This is a genomic window from Pyxidicoccus sp. M6 (assembly GCF_055568925.1).
Map to the genome: position 1 here is coordinate 7248070 of NZ_CM145714.1, position 17752 is coordinate 7265821.

General features: G+C 68.6%; 5 protein-coding genes. 4 read left to right on the forward strand and 1 reads right to left on the reverse strand.

Annotation, left to right across the window (positions count from 1 at the left end; genetic code table 11):
• Positions 1-27: 27 nt before the first annotated feature.
• Positions 28-2088 carry a RiPP maturation radical SAM C-methyltransferase gene (locus ACVTJA_RS28525; RefSeq protein ID WP_465824303.1) on the reverse strand — a complete coding sequence of 687 codons (2061 nt, stop codon included), beginning with the start codon at positions 2086-2088 and terminating at the stop codon, positions 28-30.
• Between the two features lie 205 nt (positions 2089-2293).
• Here ACVTJA_RS28525 and ACVTJA_RS28530 point away from each other — a divergent pair, with 205 nt between their 5' ends.
• The 4 genes from ACVTJA_RS28530 to ACVTJA_RS28545 all read left to right on the forward strand — a co-directional run bounded on the left by ACVTJA_RS28530 (position 2294) and on the right by ACVTJA_RS28545 (position 17745).
• Entirely contained in the window at positions 2294-3169 is an 876-nt protein-coding gene (locus tag ACVTJA_RS28530; RefSeq protein ID WP_465824305.1) for a TauD/TfdA dioxygenase family protein, read from the forward strand.
• A 42-nt stretch (positions 3170-3211) separates the two neighbouring features.
• Complete coding sequence (locus tag ACVTJA_RS28535; RefSeq protein WP_465824307.1) at positions 3212-9031, forward strand: type I polyketide synthase; 5820 nt, start codon at positions 3212-3214, stop codon at positions 9029-9031.
• Positions 9018-14402 (forward strand): amino acid adenylation domain-containing protein, encoded by a 5385-nt coding sequence (locus tag ACVTJA_RS28540; RefSeq protein WP_465824308.1) that lies wholly within the window; start codon positions 9018-9020, stop codon positions 14400-14402. Before ACVTJA_RS28535 ends, ACVTJA_RS28540 begins: the two co-directional genes overlap by 14 nt.
• Before the next feature lie 73 nt (positions 14403-14475).
• Positions 14476-17745, forward strand: coding sequence for a non-ribosomal peptide synthetase (locus ACVTJA_RS28545; protein WP_465824310.1), 3270 nt, complete (start codon positions 14476-14478; stop codon positions 17743-17745).
• Positions 17746-17752: the final 7 nt, after the last annotated feature.

Below are 17752 nucleotides of genomic sequence, written 5' to 3' on the forward strand. Positions count from 1 at the left end.
GCGACAATCAGCAACACCACGTAGAGGCTAGGCGCTCTCGGCGAGGGCGAGCGACTGCTCCAGCCGGGGGGCGGAAGCCTGCTTGCGGCGCTGCTCCGCCGCCTCGTGGGTCCGGCGGATGCGGCGGGTCGCCATCTCCGGGGTGTACGCGGGGGCCAGCGACAGGAAGCGGCTGCCCTCCAGGCGCGTTCCCTCGCGGTAGAGGAGGCGCTGCTGGACGAAGCGCTCCAGGAGCGCGGAGACCTCGTCCGGGCTCGCGCGCCCGCTGTCGATGAACTCCTCGCGGAGGTCCTCCCAGCGCTGGATCTCCATGCAATACATGTAGAGGTCGCGCTCGAGCCCGCGCAGCACGATGTTGTTCAGCGTCCCACCCCGGGTGTCGTAGAGGCGCATCGCGTCGCCGCTGTCGAGGTAGGTCAGCAGGTGCCGGTACTGCGTCTCCTTCGCGGTCGCGTAGGACCTGCCCCACGTCTGGCAGGCGCTGTAGACGCTGCTCCAATCCACGGGCGGATTGGGACTGTCGTACGAGAGGTCGAGCAGCGAGATGCGCTGATACACCTCCTCCGGCAGGCCGACGCGGTAGAAGTCGGCGTTGCGGATGTTCCGCAGGCCATATTCCCTGCTCAAGACGTCGATGGTGGCGCCGCGCCCCAGCCAGAAGCGGTTCGGATTGAGCGGGGTGTAGATCATCGCGTAGTCGAGGATGGTCTGGCACGTCTCCGCCACCTCCTCCGGCTGGGCCCCGGGGAAGTGGGTCAGGAGATTGGCGCTGTTGAGGATGCCGAGCTCATGGCAGACCTTCATCGCCTGGAGGTTGGCGATGACCGAGGTGCCCTTGCCAATCCGCTTCAGGTACGCGTTGGAGAGGCCCTCGATGCCGAACTGGACGTAGCGCACCCCCGCCTCCCAGAGCCGCAGGAGCTCATGGGGACGGACGTTGGCGCGCATCTCGTAGAAGATGACGAAGTCCTTGCCGGTGTCGATGACCCGGTCGGCGAACTCCTCGAGGCCCTTGGCGCGGATGATGTTGTCGAGGAAGAAGAGGACGTTGGTGTGGTAGCGCGCGTTGAGCGCGAGGATGTCGGAGACCACCCGCTCCGCGCTCTTCTCGCGGTAGCCGTTCCACTGCACGTTGAGGTTGCAGAAGTAGCAGGTGGCCTTGGGATTCCCGGTGCGCTTGGCGCGGTCCCACCAGCAGCCGCGGGAGCCCTCGATGGTGAGGAACCACAGCAGGTTCCCCTGCTCCGCCCTCGCCGCATACTCGTCGTAGTCCGGCAGCGGAAGGGCGTTGATGTTGGGGACCTCCCAGAGCGGCGCGCCCCCGGACAGCTCGGCCGCCGTGGCCCGGGAGATGATGCCCTTGATGCCCCGCATCTCCGTCTGCCCCTCCCGGAGCTGCCGGAGGAGTGCGAGCAGCGGCTGCTCTCCCTCGCCCTGGATGACGTAGTCGAGGAAGCCGAACTCCTTCAGAAGCGAGGGCCCGACCTGATTGGAGATGGTCGAGCCGCCCAGCAGGGTCTTCGTCTCCGGAGAGCGCGCCTTGATGCGCTGGCAGAGCGCGAGGTTGGCGAAGAGCTGCCCGAAGCAGGTCGTCAGACCCACCACGTCGTAGCGCCCCGCCAGCTCGTCCGCGACCTGATTCAGGTGGGCCTCCAGCCGCTCGGAGAGCGTGTCGAAGGCGCTCGCCCAGGTGGGCTTCTCGCCGAAGATGGAGGGGGATAGGATGCTGTCCGGCCCTTCGAGCGGAATCCCCATCCCCTCCATCCGTGAAACGAAGAAGTCACGGACCCGGGCCTTCTGCTCCGGGAAGAGGCACGGAGTGTACAGCATCTCCCCCACCTCGTACGAGTTCTGGGAGATGCGGTCGTAGCAGACAAGTCCGATGGCGTTCGCCACGTCGAGGTAGGCGGAGCGGCACTCCACCGTCATCGCCGGTTCCTGTTGCCGCAAATAGGCCGAGAGCGCACCGATGGCGGAGGACGGGTGCCTGTGGAGGGACCAAGGAAGCGCGATGAGACAGATTCGCACGGGAGGCTCCTGAAATACTTCCGAATGCCAGTCGCGTTGCGTTGCGTTACGGCTCGTCACACACCGTCCTGTCATTACCTAACCAGCAATGAATTGAAGGGTCAACCGTGTTGACATCCAGCAATGTCTGCACCAACATCTAGATTTGCTTGAATTACTTGTTCATGGTGGTTTTCCACTATGGATATGTTTATGGAAAATTTACACCAGGCCCCAATCCCTGCCGGCATTCCTGCGTGGGGCTCGGGCCCCATGGAGGCCTCGAATGACGCTCCGAAGCGAACCATTTGGAACCGGCAGCGGGCGGCTGGTGTACCGAAACGGTCACGATGACATCCTTCAGCTCCCGGCCGACGAGGTCATCGAGCTGTTCAAGTCCGCTGGCCTGGTCATCTTCCGCGGATTCACGACCAGCCCGCAGGTCATGCATGACTTCGCTGGGCGGTTCAGCACCCACTTCAACCGGGACCGGCTGCGTCCCGTCGTGCCGGGGAGCGACGGCTACGTGCAGCTGGTGACCGAGGGCATGGGCTATGTGGAGCCGCACGCCGAGCAGGCCAACTCCCCCTTCCGCCCCGACGCGCTCTGGTTCTGTTGCAGCGTCCCCGCCGCCGAGGGAGGCGAGACGCTCGCGTGGGATGGCGTCCGGCTCTGGGAGAAGCTCAGCCCCGAGCTGAAGCAGCTCTTCCGCCGCAAGAAGCTTCGTTTCTTCCAGCGCTATTCCATCGACAAGTGGCAGCGCTTCATGGGCGAAGGAGCCTCGCTCGCCGACGTCCAGAGCACCCTCGATAGGCTTCCCGGTGTCTCGTATTACGTAAGCCCGGACAATTCCATCTACCTGGAATATGTCTGCCCTGCCGTAGTGAAGACACGCTATGGCGGGCAGGATGCCTTCGCGAACAGCCTCCTCTCCGAGCGCAAAAATACACTCGGAGAGTTGATGTCATTTGATGATGGCTCGCCCATCTCAGACACCGTCGTCTCCGAGATTCTGGAGGCCATGAAGGAGCTGGAGGAGGCCATCTCCTGGCACCCCGGAGATTTGGCATTCATCGACAACTCCCGGTACCTGCACGGCCGGAATGCCTACACGGACCCCAAGCGGAAGATCTTCTCGAGCCTGAGCTTCCTGAACTTCTGAGCGCGTTCCTCTCCGAGCTTCCCTCCCAAGGAGTTCCCGTCCGTGGATTCTCTCGACCCCTCCAGCGACGCCGGGTCCGCTGTCGCCATCGTTGGCATGGCCGGCCGCTTCCCTGGCTGCACGGACATCGACGCGTTCTGGCGCGCGCTGAAGGCGGGAAACGAGACGCTCACGTTCTTCTCGGACGAGGAGCTGCGGGCGCGAGGAATCGCGCCCGCGTTGCTGGAGGACCCCCACTACGTCAAGGCCAAGGGCGTCCTGGCCGGCGCGGAGCTCTTCGACGCGTCGTTCTTCGGGTTCAGCCCTCGTGAAGCCGAGCTCACGGATCCTCAGCAACGGGTCTTCCTGGAGGTGGCGTGGACGGCCCTGGAGCACGCTGGCTACAACCCGGAGGCCCATCCGGGCACCATCGGCGTGTACGCCGGCGCTGGGTGGCCGAGCTACCTGCTGTTCAACCTCGCGACCCACCCGTACCTGCTGGGCTCGGAGAGCGGGCACCAGGTCCTGCTGGGCAACGACAAGGACAACCTGGCGACGCGGGTCTCCTTCAAGCTGAACCTCAAGGGCCCCAGCCTCACCATCCAGACGGGCTGCTCCACCTCACTGGTGGCGACGGCCGTGGCCCACCAGGCGCTCCTGACGTACCAGTGTGACCTGGCGTTGGCAGGCGGCGTCTCCATCACCGTTCCCCAGGCGGGCTACCTGCATCAGCCCGGCAGCATCTTCTCCCCGGACGGGCATTGCCGCGCCTTCGATGCCCGGGCCCAGGGCACTGTCATCGGCAACGGCGCGGGCGTCGTCGTCCTCAAGCGACTGGAGGATGCGCTCGCGGACGGCGACAGCATCTACGCCGTCATCAAGTCCGCGGTCATCAACAACGACGGCGCGGCGAAGGCCGGCTACACGGCGCCGAGCATCGAGGGACAGGCCGCCGCCATCATGGAGGCCCACGCAGCGGCTGGAGTCGACGCGGAGACCATCACCTACGTCGAGGCCCACGGCACCGGCACCATTGTGGGGGACCCCATCGAGGTCGCCGCTCTGACCCAGGCCTTCCGCGCCAGCACCGAGGCCACGTCCTTCTGCGCCCTCGGCTCCGTGAAGACCAATGTCGGCCACCTCGACGCCGCGGCGGGCGTCACCGGCCTCATCAAGACCACCCTCGCCCTCCAGTACGGGCAGCTCCCTCCGAGCCTGCACTTCCAGACGCCCAACCCGCAGATTGACTTCCCCAGCACTCCCTTCTTCGTCAACACCTCGCTCTCCGAGTGGAAGACCGACGGGTTCCCCAGGAGGGCTGGCGTCAGCTCCTTCGGATTGGGCGGAACGAACGCCCACGTCATCCTCGAGGAGGCGCCCAGGGCACGGCGGACGAAGCCCGCCGCGGGGCCGCGCCTCCTCGTGCTCTCCGCGAAGACGCACGAGGCCCTGGAGGTCGCGACCGCGAACCTCGTCCATCACCTCGAGACGCACCCGGAGCTGGAGCTGGCCGATGTGGCCCACACGCTCCAGGTCGGGCGCAAGCCGTTCGCGCATCGCCGGGCGCTCGTGTGCGGGAGCCGCGAGGAGGCGGTCTCCGCGCTGAACGGCCGCGATGCGCGGCGAGTCTCCACCCGGGATTCAGAGTCAGCCGCGCGTGGCGTCGCGTTCCTCTTCAGCGGTCAGGGCACGCAGTACGTCGGCATGGCGCGCGAGCTCCATCAGAACGAGCCCACCTTCCGCGAGCACGCCGATGCCTGCTTCGAGCTCCTCCGCACCCGTCACGGGCTCGACCTCCGCGCGCTCATCCACGCGGAGGACGCGCAGCGTGAGAGCGCGTCCGAGCGCCTGAAGCGCACGGAGTACGCCCAGCCCGCGCTCTTCGTGGTCGAGTACGCCCTCGCCCGGATGTGGATGGCCTGGGGCATCCGGATGGACGCCGCCATCGGTCACAGCCTCGGTGAGTACGTCGCCGCGACGCTCGCGGGCGTCTTCTCCCTGGAGGATGCGCTCGCGGTGGTGGTCGCACGCGGCCGGCTCATGCAGGCCCTGCCTCCCGGCGCCATGCTCGCCGTTCCCCTCGCCGAGCAGGAGCTGGCGCCGCTCCTCGGGCCACACCTCTCCCTGGCCGCCGTCAACGCGCCGGGCTCGTGCGTGGTCTCCGGTCCTCCCGACGCCATCGAGGCGCTCCACCAGGAGCTCGGCGCGCGAGGTATCAGCGGCAGCTACCTGGAGACGTCCCACGCCTTCCACTCGGAGATGATGGAGCCCGTCCTGGCTCCCTTCGCGGAGCATCTGCGGCGCGTGCAGCTCCGCGCGCCCCGGACGCCCATCCTCTCGAACGTCACGGGCACGTGGCTGACGGCCTCCGAGGCGACCGACCCCGGCTACTGGGTGCGTCACCTACGGCAGACGGTGCGCTTCTCGGATGGGCTCGGCGTGCTCGTGAAGGACGGGCAGCTGGTGCTCCTCGAAGTCGGCCCGGGCCGGACGTTGGGCCAGCTCGCGAGGCGGCAGCCGGGCAGAGACCCGACGCAGGTCGTGCTCTCCACCCTTCCCCATCCGCGGGACTCCGTGTCTGACGTCACGTCCGTCCTCAAGGCGCTGGGTCAGCTCTGGCTGGCGGGGCTCGCCGTGGACTGGCCGAAGGTACATGGAGAGCGGCGTCCTCACCGCGTTCCCCTGCCGACGTACCCCTTCGAGCGCCAGCGCTACTGGATTGACCCGGCCGGGCGTGAAACCACCGAGGTCCAGCGGCAGCAGGGCCCTCGCGTTGACGAGCTCTGGCGCGGACTGCTGGACGCGGCCCGGACACAGGCCGAGGCCGAGCTCGCCGGGTTCGACGCCGAGGCGCACCGGCTCGACAAGAGCAGCCTCGACGAGGCCTGCACCGCGTACATGAACCTGACGCTGCGCGCCCTGGGGGCCTTCCCCCGGGTGGGCGAGGCCTGCACGCGCGAGGCGCTCCTCGAGCAGTGCCGCGTCATCCCCCGCTACGAGCAGCTCTTCTCACGGTGGCTGCGACAGCTCGTGGAGGCCGGCCACCTCGAACAGGACGCGGCGGGGCGCTATCGGGCGCTGCGCCCCTGCTCGCCGGAGTCCGTCGAATCGCTGGTGCGAAGGGCCGAAGCCCGGTGGGCGCGCACGCCGCAGGTGGTGGAGCTCATCCGGCGCTGCGGCGATGCGCTGAAGGACGTCCTGCGCGGCGAGCAGTCGCCGACGGAGCTCTTCGCCTCCATCCTGGAGGGCTCGGCCGAGAAGGCGCAGACCGAGTTCGGGCTGCGGACCTACTACCGGACCATCCTGCGCCGAGGCGTGGAGCGACTCGTCCAGCAGCTTCCCTCCACGACGAAGCTCCGGGTGCTCGAGATCGGCGGCGGCACGGGCATCGCCACGAGCGAGCTCCTCCCCATCCTGCCGGCTGAGCGAACCGAGTACACGTTCACGGACGTGGCGCCGCTCTTCCTGACCCAGGCGAAGCGGAAGTTCGGCGCTCACCCCTTCGTGAGGTACGCCGCCCTGGACATCGAGCGGCCTCCCGCCGAGCAGGGGCTCCAGCTGGGGGCGTTCGACGTCATCGTCGCCGTCAACGTGCTCCACGCGACGCGGAACCTTCCCGCCACGCTCTCGCACGTGCGCTCCCTGCTCGCCCCGGGAGGCCTGTTGCTGATTGGCGAGCTGACGCAGCCCACCCCGGACTTCGCCATCACCTACAGCCTGATGATGAACCCGGTCGAGGACCCGGAGCGCGACCAGGGCAATCCCTTCCTGTCCCCCGAGCGGTGGCGCGCGGTGCTCGAAGCCAGCGGGTTCGCCCGCGCGGCGTCGGCTCCCGACGTCGATGTCCTCGGGCAGCACGCCCTCATCGCCCAGGCCTCGAACCCGGGTGGGGCGGTGGCGTCGGCCTTCACCGCCTCGCCGACTCCGGCGGCTGACCCGGGGCACCGTCCCCCTTCCGGGCTGACGAAGAAGGCGGACGTCGGCGACTGGTTCTACGTTCCCTCCTGGAAGCGCTCGCCCCGCGCTGGGCTCGCGGCTCGCGCTGGGACCACGCCGGAAGCCTGGTTGCTCTTTGTCGATGACGTCGGGCTGGGCGCCGCGCTGGCGGAGCGGCTCGTCCAACAGGGGCACTCCGTCATCACGGTGAGGGCCGGCGATGGCTTCCACCAGGACGGGCCAGGCCGATTCTCCATCAACGCGAAGGAGCCGGGCGATTACGACACGCTGCTTGGTGCCTTGCGGGACCAGGGCACGTCACCGGGGAGAATCGTCCACCTGTGGAGCGTGTCTCGTGGCACGGACACCGGCCCTGGCCTTCCCTCTCTCGAAAGGGCGCGGGAGCTCGGGCTCGACGGCCTGCTCCTCCTGGTGAAGGCGCTGGGCGCGCGGGGCATCACGGACTCCCTCCGGCTCTGGGTCGTGTCCAACGACGTGCAGGAGGTCCATGGCGACGAGGTCGCTCCCGAGAAGGCCCTGCTCCTCGCTCCCTGCAAGGTCATCCCGCTGGAGTATCCGAACATCCAGTGCACCAGCGTGGACTTCGTGCTGCCAGCCCGGGGGCACCTCGAAGACGCGGAGGTGGTGGCGCAGCTCTTGGAGGAGATTCAGTCCGAGGCGTCCGACTCCATCGTCGCTTACCGGGGCCCGCACCGCTGGGTGCGAACCGTCGAGCCGGCTCCGCTGGCGCCTCCTCCCGAGCGCTCGGAGCGGCTGAGGGAGCGCGGCGTCTACCTGCTCACCGGAGGCCTGGGAAAGGTGGGCCTCACCCTGGCCGAGTACCTGGCGAGGACCGTTCAGGCCCGGCTCATCCTGACCCGGCGCTCCCCCTTCCCGGAGCCGCGAGAGTGGGACGCATGGCTGCGCGCGCATCCCACGGATGACCCAACGAGTCGAACCATCCGGACGCTTCGTGAGCTGGAGGCGCTGGGCTCCGAGGTCCTGGTCCTGAGCGCGGACGTCGCCAACCCCGAGCAGATGCGTGCCGCGGTCGCCCTCGCCACCGAGCGCTTCGGCGCGATTCATGGGGTCATCCACTCGGCGGGCGTCCTCGGCGATGGCGCCATCCAGCAGAAGTCCTCCGAGGAATTGTCGCGGGTGCTCGCGCCGAAGGTGCTCGGGACGCTCGTCCTCCACGACCTCTTCGCGGACGCGCCGCTCGACTTCTTCCTCCTCTTCTCCTCGCTCTCGGCCATCGAGCCCGGCTTCGGGCAGGTCGCCTACTCGGCGGCGAACAACTTCCTCGATGCGTTCGTCCACAGCCGCATGGCCCGCCGGCATCGCCACGTGGCGTGCCTCAGCTGGGACGTGTGGCGCGGCGAGGGCATGGCCTACGACGCGCGAACGCCGCTGGCGCTCCAGAAGTTGAAGGAGGAGGACTTCAACCAGCGAGGCATCCTTCCCCAGGAGGGTGTCGAGGTCTTCCGCCGCGTCCTGGAGTGCCGGCTCCCGCACGTCCTCGTGTCGACCTCCGACTACCTGCAGGTGCTGAAGACCCGCGGGCGCGACCTCTCGCAGCTCTACATGGAGGCGCTGGGCGAGACGCGGCTGGCCGTGTCGAGGCATGCGCGACCGAAGCTGGGCAATGCCTACGAGCAGCCCCGAGGAGAGACCGAGGAGTCCCTCTCCGACCTCTGGCAGGAGCTGCTCGGCATCGAAGGCATCGGAGCAACCGACGACTTCTTCGAGCTCGGTGGCGACTCGCTGATTGGCACGCAGCTCATCTCACGGGTCAACAGGAGCTTCGGAGTCAATCTGTCCACGAAGAGCCTCTACGCGCACCCCACGCTCCGGAGGATGTCGTCGGCCATCGACGAAGCGCTCATCAGCCGCGTGGGCGAGGACCGACTCGCCGAAGTCCTGAGGAAGCTCGATGGCGACAAGTGACTCGCAAGCAGGAGCGGAGCTCCGAACGTTCGTGGACGTGCTGGTGCACAGGGCGGAGCAGCAGCTCGACAGGCTCGCGTTCACCTTCCTGGGCGACGACACGGCGCAGGCCGCGTCGCTGACGAATGCGCAGCTCGACCGGAAGGCGCGCGCAATCGCGGCATCGCTGCAGGCCACGAGTCACGTCGGAGATCGCGCGCTCCTGCTCTACCCATCTGGGCTGGACTTCATCGCCGCGTTCTTCGGGTGCCTGTACGCGGGTGTCGTGCCGGTGCCCGCGTATCCGCCGAGGCGGAACCAGAAGGTCCAGCGGCTCCAGGCCATCCTCCTCGACGCCGAGCCCACCGCGGTCCTCACCCTCGCATCCCTGGAGCAAGGCATCCGCGCGCACTTCGCGGAGCAGCCCGACTTCCATCGGCTCCGGTTGCTGGCCACCGACGAGGTCGACGTCGAGCTGGCTCCGTCCTGGAGGAAGCCCTCCCTGACGGGGAGCATGCTGGCCTTCCTGCAGTACACCTCGGGCTCCACGTCGACGCCGAAGGGCGTCATGGTCAGCCATGCGAACCTGCTCCACAACTCGGGGCAGATCCGGCGTGCCTTCGGGCTCGGGCCGGAGGACGTGTCGGTGACGTGGCTCCCCAGCTTCCACGACATGGGCCTCATCGACGGAATCCTCCAGCCCGTCTACGCGGGGTTCTCCGCGTACTTGATGTCGCCCACGTCGTTCCTGCAGCAGCCCATCCGCTGGCTGAAGGCCATCTCGGACTACCGGGCGACCCACTCCGGTGGACCGAACTTCGCGTACGAGCACTGCGTTCGGAGGACGACTCCCGAGCAGCGCGCGGGGCTCGACCTGAGCTGTTGGACGATGGCCTACAACGGCGCGGAGCCCATCCGCCGCACCACCCTGGAGGAGTTCGCCTCCGAGTTCGTTCCACATGGCTTCCGGCCCCGGTTCTTCTATCCCTGCTACGGCCTGGCGGAAGCCACCCTCATGGTCACCGGAGGGCTCGTCGACGCACCTCCCGTCTTCTGTGACGTCGACGCGCAGCTCCTGGAGCAGCATCGCGTAGCGGAGCCCTCCGCGTCTGGAGACAGGACGCTGTCCCTGGTCGGCTCCGGGCGGGCTCATCACGGGACGACAGTGGTCATCGTGGAGCCGGAGTCGCGGACCCGCTGCGAGCCTGGCCAGGTGGGTGAGGTCTGGGTGTCGGGCGGCAGCATCGCCATGGGCTACTGGCGGCAGGCCGAAAAGAGCGAGGAGACCTTCCAGGCCCGCCTCGCGGATACGGGAGAGGGACCGTTCCTGCGGACCGGTGACCTGGGCTTCCTCCGAGGGGAGGAGCTCTTCGTCACGGGCCGCCTGAAGGACCTGCTCATCATCCGCGGGCGCAATCACTACCCGCAGGACATCGAGCTCACTGTCGCGCGGAGTCATCCGGCGCTGCGCCCCGATGGAGGCGCGGCGTTCTCCATCGAGTTGGACGGCGCCGAGCGGCTGGTCGTCGTGCACGAAGTCGAGCGGGTGGCCCTGCGCAAGGCGAACCTCGACGAAGTCATCGGGGCCGTGCGCGCTGCCATCGCGGAGCACCACGAGCTGCAGGCGCACGCGGTGGTCCTCCTCCGGCCCGGGCAGCTTCCGAAGACGTCGAGCGGCAAGATTCAGCGCGGCGCCTGCCGGGCGCGGTTCCTCGCGGGGACGCTCGAAGCTGTCGGTGGCGACATCCTGGCCCCCGAGACGGAACACGAGGCGGAGCTGCTCCCGTCACTGACACGGGACGAGCTCCTCTCGCTGTCGCGCGATGAGCAACGGACACGGCTGACCGGACACCTGCGGCACCTCGTCGCGCGGGTGTTGAGGATGTCCACCTCGCGGGTGGAGCCGGCGCGTACTCTCCTCCAGCTCGGGATGGACTCCCTGGCGGCCACGGAGCTCCAGCACCAGCTCGAGGTGGAGCTCGGCGTGAGCGTCTCGCTGGTGCTCTTCCTGCAGGACAGCAACGTGGAGCAGCTCGCCGAGCAGCTCCTGTCGCTCTTGGCCGAAGCACCGGACCGCGCTCCGGCGTCACTCGCACGGCCGGCGGCGCGGGAGGCCACGCACCCGCTGTCGCGCGGTCAGCAGGCGCTCTGGTTCCTCCACCAGATGGCTCCGAAGAGCGCGGCCTACAACGTGTCCTTCGCGGTGCGCATCGTCTCGGAGCTGGACGTGGAGGCCTTGCTGACGGCGCTCCGAGTCCTGACCGAGCGACACACCGCGCTCCGCACCTCCTTCGAGACCGTTACGGGCCAGCCCGTGCAGCGCGTGCACGAGGAGCCCGCGCTGGACTTCGAGCACATCGACGCCACCCGATGGAGCCAGGAGGAGATCGACGAAGCGCTGCTGGAATGCACCCACCGTCCCTTCGACCTCCGGGCGGCGCCGCTCCTCCGGACCCGACTGTTCCAGCGGGGAGCGCGAGAGCACGTCCTGGTGCTGACCGCGCACCACCTCGTGGTCGACTTCTGGTCCCTGGTCGTCCTCCTGGACGAGCTCTCCACCGTGTACACCGAGGCCAGGGCACGACGCCCCATCACGCTGCCCCCGCCCGGCTCGCAGCCGACCGATTACTCGGCCTGGCAGGCGGAGCTGCTCGCGGGGCCCGTAGGCGAGTCCCTCTGGAGCTACTGGAAGGAGCAACTGGCCGGGAGCCGCCCGGTCCTCACGCTCCCGACCGACAGACCGCGACCGCCGGTCCAGAGCGACCGGGGCGCCGTGCACGTCTCGCGGTGGGATGATGGCCTGGTCGCCAGCGTGAGGAAGCTCGCCGCCTCGCGTGGAGTCACGCCGTACATGCTGTTGCTCGCGGCGTATCAAGTGCTCCTCCATCGCTACTCGGGGCAGGAGGACCTGGTCGTCGGCGGCTCGGTGACGGGGCGGACCCGCTCGGAGCTCGCGGGCACCGTGGGCTACCTCGTGAATCAAGTGGCGCTCCGCGCGCGCCTGGGAGGCAACCCCACGTTCGAGGACTTCCTGCGGCAGGTGAGGCAGACCGTCCTTGGGGCGCTGGCCCACCAGGACTATCCCCTGGCCCTGCTGGTGGAGCGGCTCCAGCCGGGACGCGACTCGAGCCACTCCCCGCTCTTCCAGACGATGTTCGTGCTGGAGAAGCCGCACCGGCACCAGTCGATTGCGTCCCTGGTGACCGGCGCTCCGGGCGCGTCCGCCGAACTAGGCGAGCTCTCCCTCGCATCGCTGGCGCTGGAGCAGCGCACGGCCCAGTTCGACCTGACGCTCAAGTTGACCGAGGGCGCCGACTCAATGACGGCCGCCTGGGAGTACAACACCGACCTGTTCGACGCGGCGACCGTGCGGCGCATGGATGAGCACCTGCGCATCCTGCTCGCGGCCGTCGTCGAGCAACCGGGTCAGCGCATCGGCGAGCTCCCGCTGCTGAGCGCCACGGAGCGGCGGCGGCTCCTCGTGGAGTGGAACGACACCCGCGCGCCCTACCCCGATGACCGGTGCATGCACGAGCTGTTCGAGGCCCAGGTCCAACGCGCTCCAGAGGCCATCGCGCTGGTCCAGGAGGGCCAGGAGCTCAGCTACCGCGAGCTGAACGCGCGGGCGAATCAGCTCGCCCATTACCTGATGCGACGTGGGGTCGGCCCGGAGACGCTCGTCTGCGTGTGCATGCCCCGCTCCATCGAGATGGTGGTCGCGTTGCTCGGTGTGCTGAAGGCGGGAGGCGCCTACGTCCCCCTCAATCCGTCAGACCCCACCCAGCGTCTGGCCTGGCTGTTCGAGGACTCGAAGGTCACCGTCCTGCTCACACAGCACGCGCTCGTGCCACGGCTGCCGGCAGTGGACGCCCACGTCGTCTGCCTGGACTCGGACTGGGGAGAGATATCGAGGCACGAGCTGGACAACCCGATGGGCCGCGCCACGCCTGGAGCCCTCGCGTACGCCATCTACACCTCCGGCTCGACGGGGCGGCCCAAGGGAGCGCTCATCGAGCACCGGGGCCTGGTGAACTATCTCTCCTGGTGCACCCGGGCCTACGCCGTCGGGAGCGGCAATGGCTCCCCGGTGGTCACCTCCATCGGCTTCGATGCCACCATCACCAGCCTCTTCTCGCCACTGCTGGTGGGAAGGCAGGTCGTCCTCCTTCGGGAGCAGGACGAGCTCGCCGCGCTCGTGGACGTGCTCTGCGTCCAGCGTGACTTCAGCCTGGTCAAGCTGACGCCGGCCCACCTCGACCTGCTCCGGAGCTCGCTGCCCGCGGAGCTCGCGGAGGGGCGCACCCGGGCCTTCGTCGTCGGCGGTGAGGCGCTCTCACGCGAGAGCCTCGGGTTCTGGCGAGAGCATGCGCCCACCACGAAGATCATCAACGAGTACGGCCCGACGGAGACGGTGGTGGGGTGCTGCGTCCACGAAGTCACGGACCTCGCCTTCCCTTCCAGCAGCGTGCCCATTGGGCGGCCCATCGCGAACACTCGGCTCTACATCCTGGACCGGCACCTGCACCCCGTTCCCATCGGCGTGCCCGGCGAGCTCTACATCGCCGGCGCGGGCGTGGCGCGCGGCTACCTTCGTCGCCCGGAGCTGACCGCGGAGCGATTCCTGCCCGAGCCGTTCGGCGCCGAGACCGGCGCGCGCATGTACAAGACCGGAGACCTCGCGCGCTACCTGCCGGACGGCACGCTCGAGTTCCTCGGCCGCATCGACGACCAGGTGAAGCTTCGTGGCTTCCGGGTCGAGCTGGGTGAAATCGAAGCGGCCCTGCGTCAGCACCCGCAGGTCCTGGATGCCGCCGCCACCGTCCGCTCCGAGGCGAACGGTGACAGGCGCCTGGTCGCGTACCTCGTCTGGAAGACGCCTTCCTCGAAGACGAGCACGCTGGAGCTGCGGCGCTTCGTCGCGGAGACACTGCCGCCATACATGGTGCCGGCGGCGTTCGTGTCGCTCGACGCGCTCCCGCTGACCTCGCACGGGAAGGTCGACAGGCGCGCCCTCCCCGCTCCCGACAACACCCGCCCGGAGCTCGAAGCCGCGTACGTCCTGCCCGGCAGCGCGCTGGAGCACACCATCGCCACCGTGTGGCAGGCGGTGCTCCGCGTGGACCGGGTGGGCGTCGACGACAACTTCTTCGAGCTCGGTGGCCACTCGCTCCTCGCGGCGCAGGTGCATCACACGCTCCAGGAAGAGCTGAAGCGGGACATCCCGCTCGTGCAGCTCTTCCAACACCCGACCATCCGCTCCCTCGCGGGCTACCTGAGCCGCGGCCAGGAGCGCTCCACCGACAGCTCCACCGACCTGCAGCGCATCCAGGAACGCATCAGGAAGCAGAAGCGAGCGCTCGACCTGAACCGAAGGAAGAAGGACCGGTCGTAGCGCAGGCACTCCCCAACACCCGATGGCCGCTTCGCGAACGTGAGCCGGCCACGAACCTCACGAGCCGAGCCCCATGACTGTCAACAAGGACACCCTCGAGCTGCTCCACAACCTCCCGCCCGAGAAGCGCGCGCAGGTGCTGAAGACGCTGAAGCAGGAGGCGCTCCAGACGCAGACGCCGCGCATCACGCGCCGGAGCACCGGGGCCGCGCCCGTTCCCGTCTCACTCGCGCAGAACAGGCTCTGGCTGTTCGAGCAGCTTCGGCCCGGCACCCCGGCCTACAACGAGGTGTCCGTGCTGCATCTGGAGGGCACGCTCGACGTCGCCGTCCTGGAGCGGTGCATCCAGGAGATCGTCCGGCGTCATGAGGCCCTGCGCACGAGGTTCGCGGACTCCGCCGAGGGCCCGGTGCAGATCATCTCCGCCACGTCGACGGCACGGCTGCAGGTCGTCGACCTGAGCGGGGTGGCGGAGGCCGAGCAGTCCCGTGAGCTCCAGCGGCTGATGGACGCGGAAGCGCGGCGTCCGTTCGACCTCACGCGGGGGGCCCTGCTTCGAACCACGCTGTTCCAGCTCGGCGCCCGGGAGAGCGTGCTGATGACGACGGTGCACCACATCGTCCTCGATGGCTGGTCGATTGGCGTCTTCCAGCGGGAGCTCGCGGCGCTCTACAAGGAATTCAGCGCGGGCCGGCCGTCGCCGCTGGGCGAGCTCTCCATCCAATACGCCGACTACGCGCTGTGGCAGCGGCAGTGGCTGAAGGACGAGGTCCTCCAGAAACTGCTCGAGTACTGGACGCGGCAGTTGAAGGACCTGCCGCCCCTGCTGACGCTGCCGTTCGCCAACCCGCGGCCGGAGACGGAGACATTCTCGGGAGCCAGGGAGTACTTCACCCTGGACGAGCAGCTCAGCAAGGGACTGGCCGCGCTGAGCCGCCGGATGAATGCCAGCCTCTTCATGACGTTGCTGGCGGGCTTCCAGGTCCTGCTGCACCGCTACACGGGGCAGACGGACCTCCCCGTGGGCACGGTGGTCGCCAACCGCGAGCAGCCGGAGCTCGAGCAGCTCATCGGGTTCTTCGTGAACACGCTGGTCATGCGCGGAGACATGAGCGGCAACCCGCGCTTCGGAGAATTGGTGGAGCGCACGCGCGGCACCGCCCTGGCCGCGTACGAGCATCAGGCACTGCCCTTCGAGAAGCTGGTGGACGCGCTCAAGCCCGAGCGCTCCCTCGGCTACAACCCGCTCTTCCAGGTCATGTTCATCCTGCAGAACACCCCGGCGCCCGAGTTCGCGCTGCCGGGGCTGACACTCACGCCCATGGAGATCGGCAGTGTCACCGCGAAGTACGACCTGACGCTGGTGATGGAGGAGACGCCCCACGGGCTCCACGGCCACTGGGAGTACAACAGCGACCTGTTCGATGCGGCCACGGTCCGGCGCATGAGCGGCCACCTGGAGGTACTGCTCCGAGCCATCGTGGAGGACGCGGAGCGCCCCATCGCGGAGCTCCCCCTGCTGCCCGCGGCCGAAGAGCGGCAGGTGCTGGTGGAGTGGAACCGGACGGAGACCGCGTTCCCTCGGGACCAGACACTCCATCTGCTCTTCGAGGCCCAGGTCGCACGCACTCCCGAGGCCATCGCGCTCGCCCATGCCGGCCAGCGCGTCAGCTACCGCGAGCTGAACGAGCGTGCCAACCAGCTCGCGCATCATCTGCGCGCGATGGGCATCGGCCCGGGGAAGCTCGTCGGCGTGTGCCTGCAGCGCTCCACGGAGCTGGTGGTGGCCCTGCTAGGCGTCTTGAAGGCGGGGGGCGCCTACGTGCCGCTGGACCCCTCGTATCCCCAGCAGCGCCTGGCCTCCATGCTCGAGGACTCGAAGGCCGCGGTGCTGCTGACGCAAGCCTCGCTGCGCTCGCGGTTCTCCGTCCAGGGTACGCAGGTCCTCTGCGTGGATGCGGACTGGAGTGACATCGCCTCGCGGAGCAAGGCCGCCCCCGCGCCGTCGGCCAGCGCGGACGACCTCGCGTACGTCATCTACACCTCCGGCTCCACCGGCAAGCCGAAGGGTGTGCTGGTGAGCCACCGGAACGTGGTGCACTCCACCACCGCCCGCTGGGAGTACTACCGCGAGCCCGTCTCCAGCTTCCTGCTCCTGTCGCCCTACGCGTTCGACAGCTCCGTCGCGGGCATCTACTGGACGCTGACGCAGGGCGGAACGCTGGTGCTCCCCGAGGGCGATGGGTTGCCGGACATGGGCGCGCTGTGCGGGCTGATTGCCGCGCATCGCGTGTCGCATCTGCTGTGCATCCCGTCCGTCTACAGTCTCCTCCTGCGTCAGGCGCGGCCGGGAGAGCTCTCGTCGCTCCGGACGGTCATGGTCGCGGGCGAGGCCTGTCCGGCCCAGCTGGTCGAGCAGCATCATGAGGCCCTCGCCGGCTGCGCCCTCTTCAACGAGTACGGCCCCACCGAGGCCACCGTCTGGTGCACCGTCCAAAAGCTGGAGAAGGGACAGCCGCGCGCCATCGTTCCCATCGGGCGCCCCATCGCCAACACGCGCATCTACGTCCTGGATGCGAACCTGCGTCCCGTCCCCGTGGGTGTTCCCGGCGAGCTCCACGTGGGCGGAGCAGGCGTGGCGCGCGGGTACCTCGACCGCCCCGAGCTCACGGCGGCCCGATTCATCCTCGACCCGTTCAGCCAGGAGCCCGGGGCGCGGCTCTACAAGACGGGAGACCTGGCGCGCCATCTGCCGGACGGAACGCTCGAGTTCCTGGGGCGCGCCGATGACCAGGTGAAGATCCGCGGCTTCCGCATCGAGCTCGGTGAGGTCGAAGCCGTGCTGAACGGGCTGCCCTCTGTTCGGGAGGCGGTCGTCGCCGTCCGGGAGGAGATGGGGGAGAGCAAGCGGCTCGTGGCGTATCTCGTCGTGGAAGGGGCCCAGGCGGGTTCGGTCGCCGCGCTCCGCGAGGCCGCCGTCGAGCAGCTCCCCGGCTTCGCCGTCCCGTCCGAGCTCGTGCTGGTGGACAGCCTTCCGCGGCTGCCGAACGGCAAGGTCGACCGGAAGGCACTGCCCGCGCCCGAGACGCTGCGCGTGGCGACGCGGGAGCCCGTCGGTGCCCGTTGGACCGAGCTGCAGCGGACCATCGCCACGCTCTGGCAGGAGACCATCGCCGTGGAGTCGGTGAGCCTCGACGACAACTTCTTCCAGATTGGTGGCGACTCCCTGTCCGTCGTCCGCGTCTTCAACCGGCTGCGGGAGCTCGTGGACAAGGAGCTGTCCATCACCCACCTCTTCAAGCACCCGACCATCCGAGCCCTCTCGGAGTTCATCGAGCAGTAGCCCCGGC

Excerpts from the sequence above, each read along its gene's own strand:
- ACVTJA_RS28530 (WP_465824305.1), top strand. The coding sequence starts at position 2,294 with ATGACGCTCCGAAGCGAACCATTTGGAACCGGCAGCGGGCGGCTGGTG.
- ACVTJA_RS28540 (WP_465824308.1), top strand. The coding sequence starts at position 9,018 with ATGGCGACAAGTGACTCGCAAGCAGGAGCGGAGCTCCGAACGTTCGTG.
- ACVTJA_RS28545 (WP_465824310.1), top strand. The coding sequence starts at position 14,476 with ATGACTGTCAACAAGGACACCCTCGAGCTGCTCCACAACCTCCCGCCC.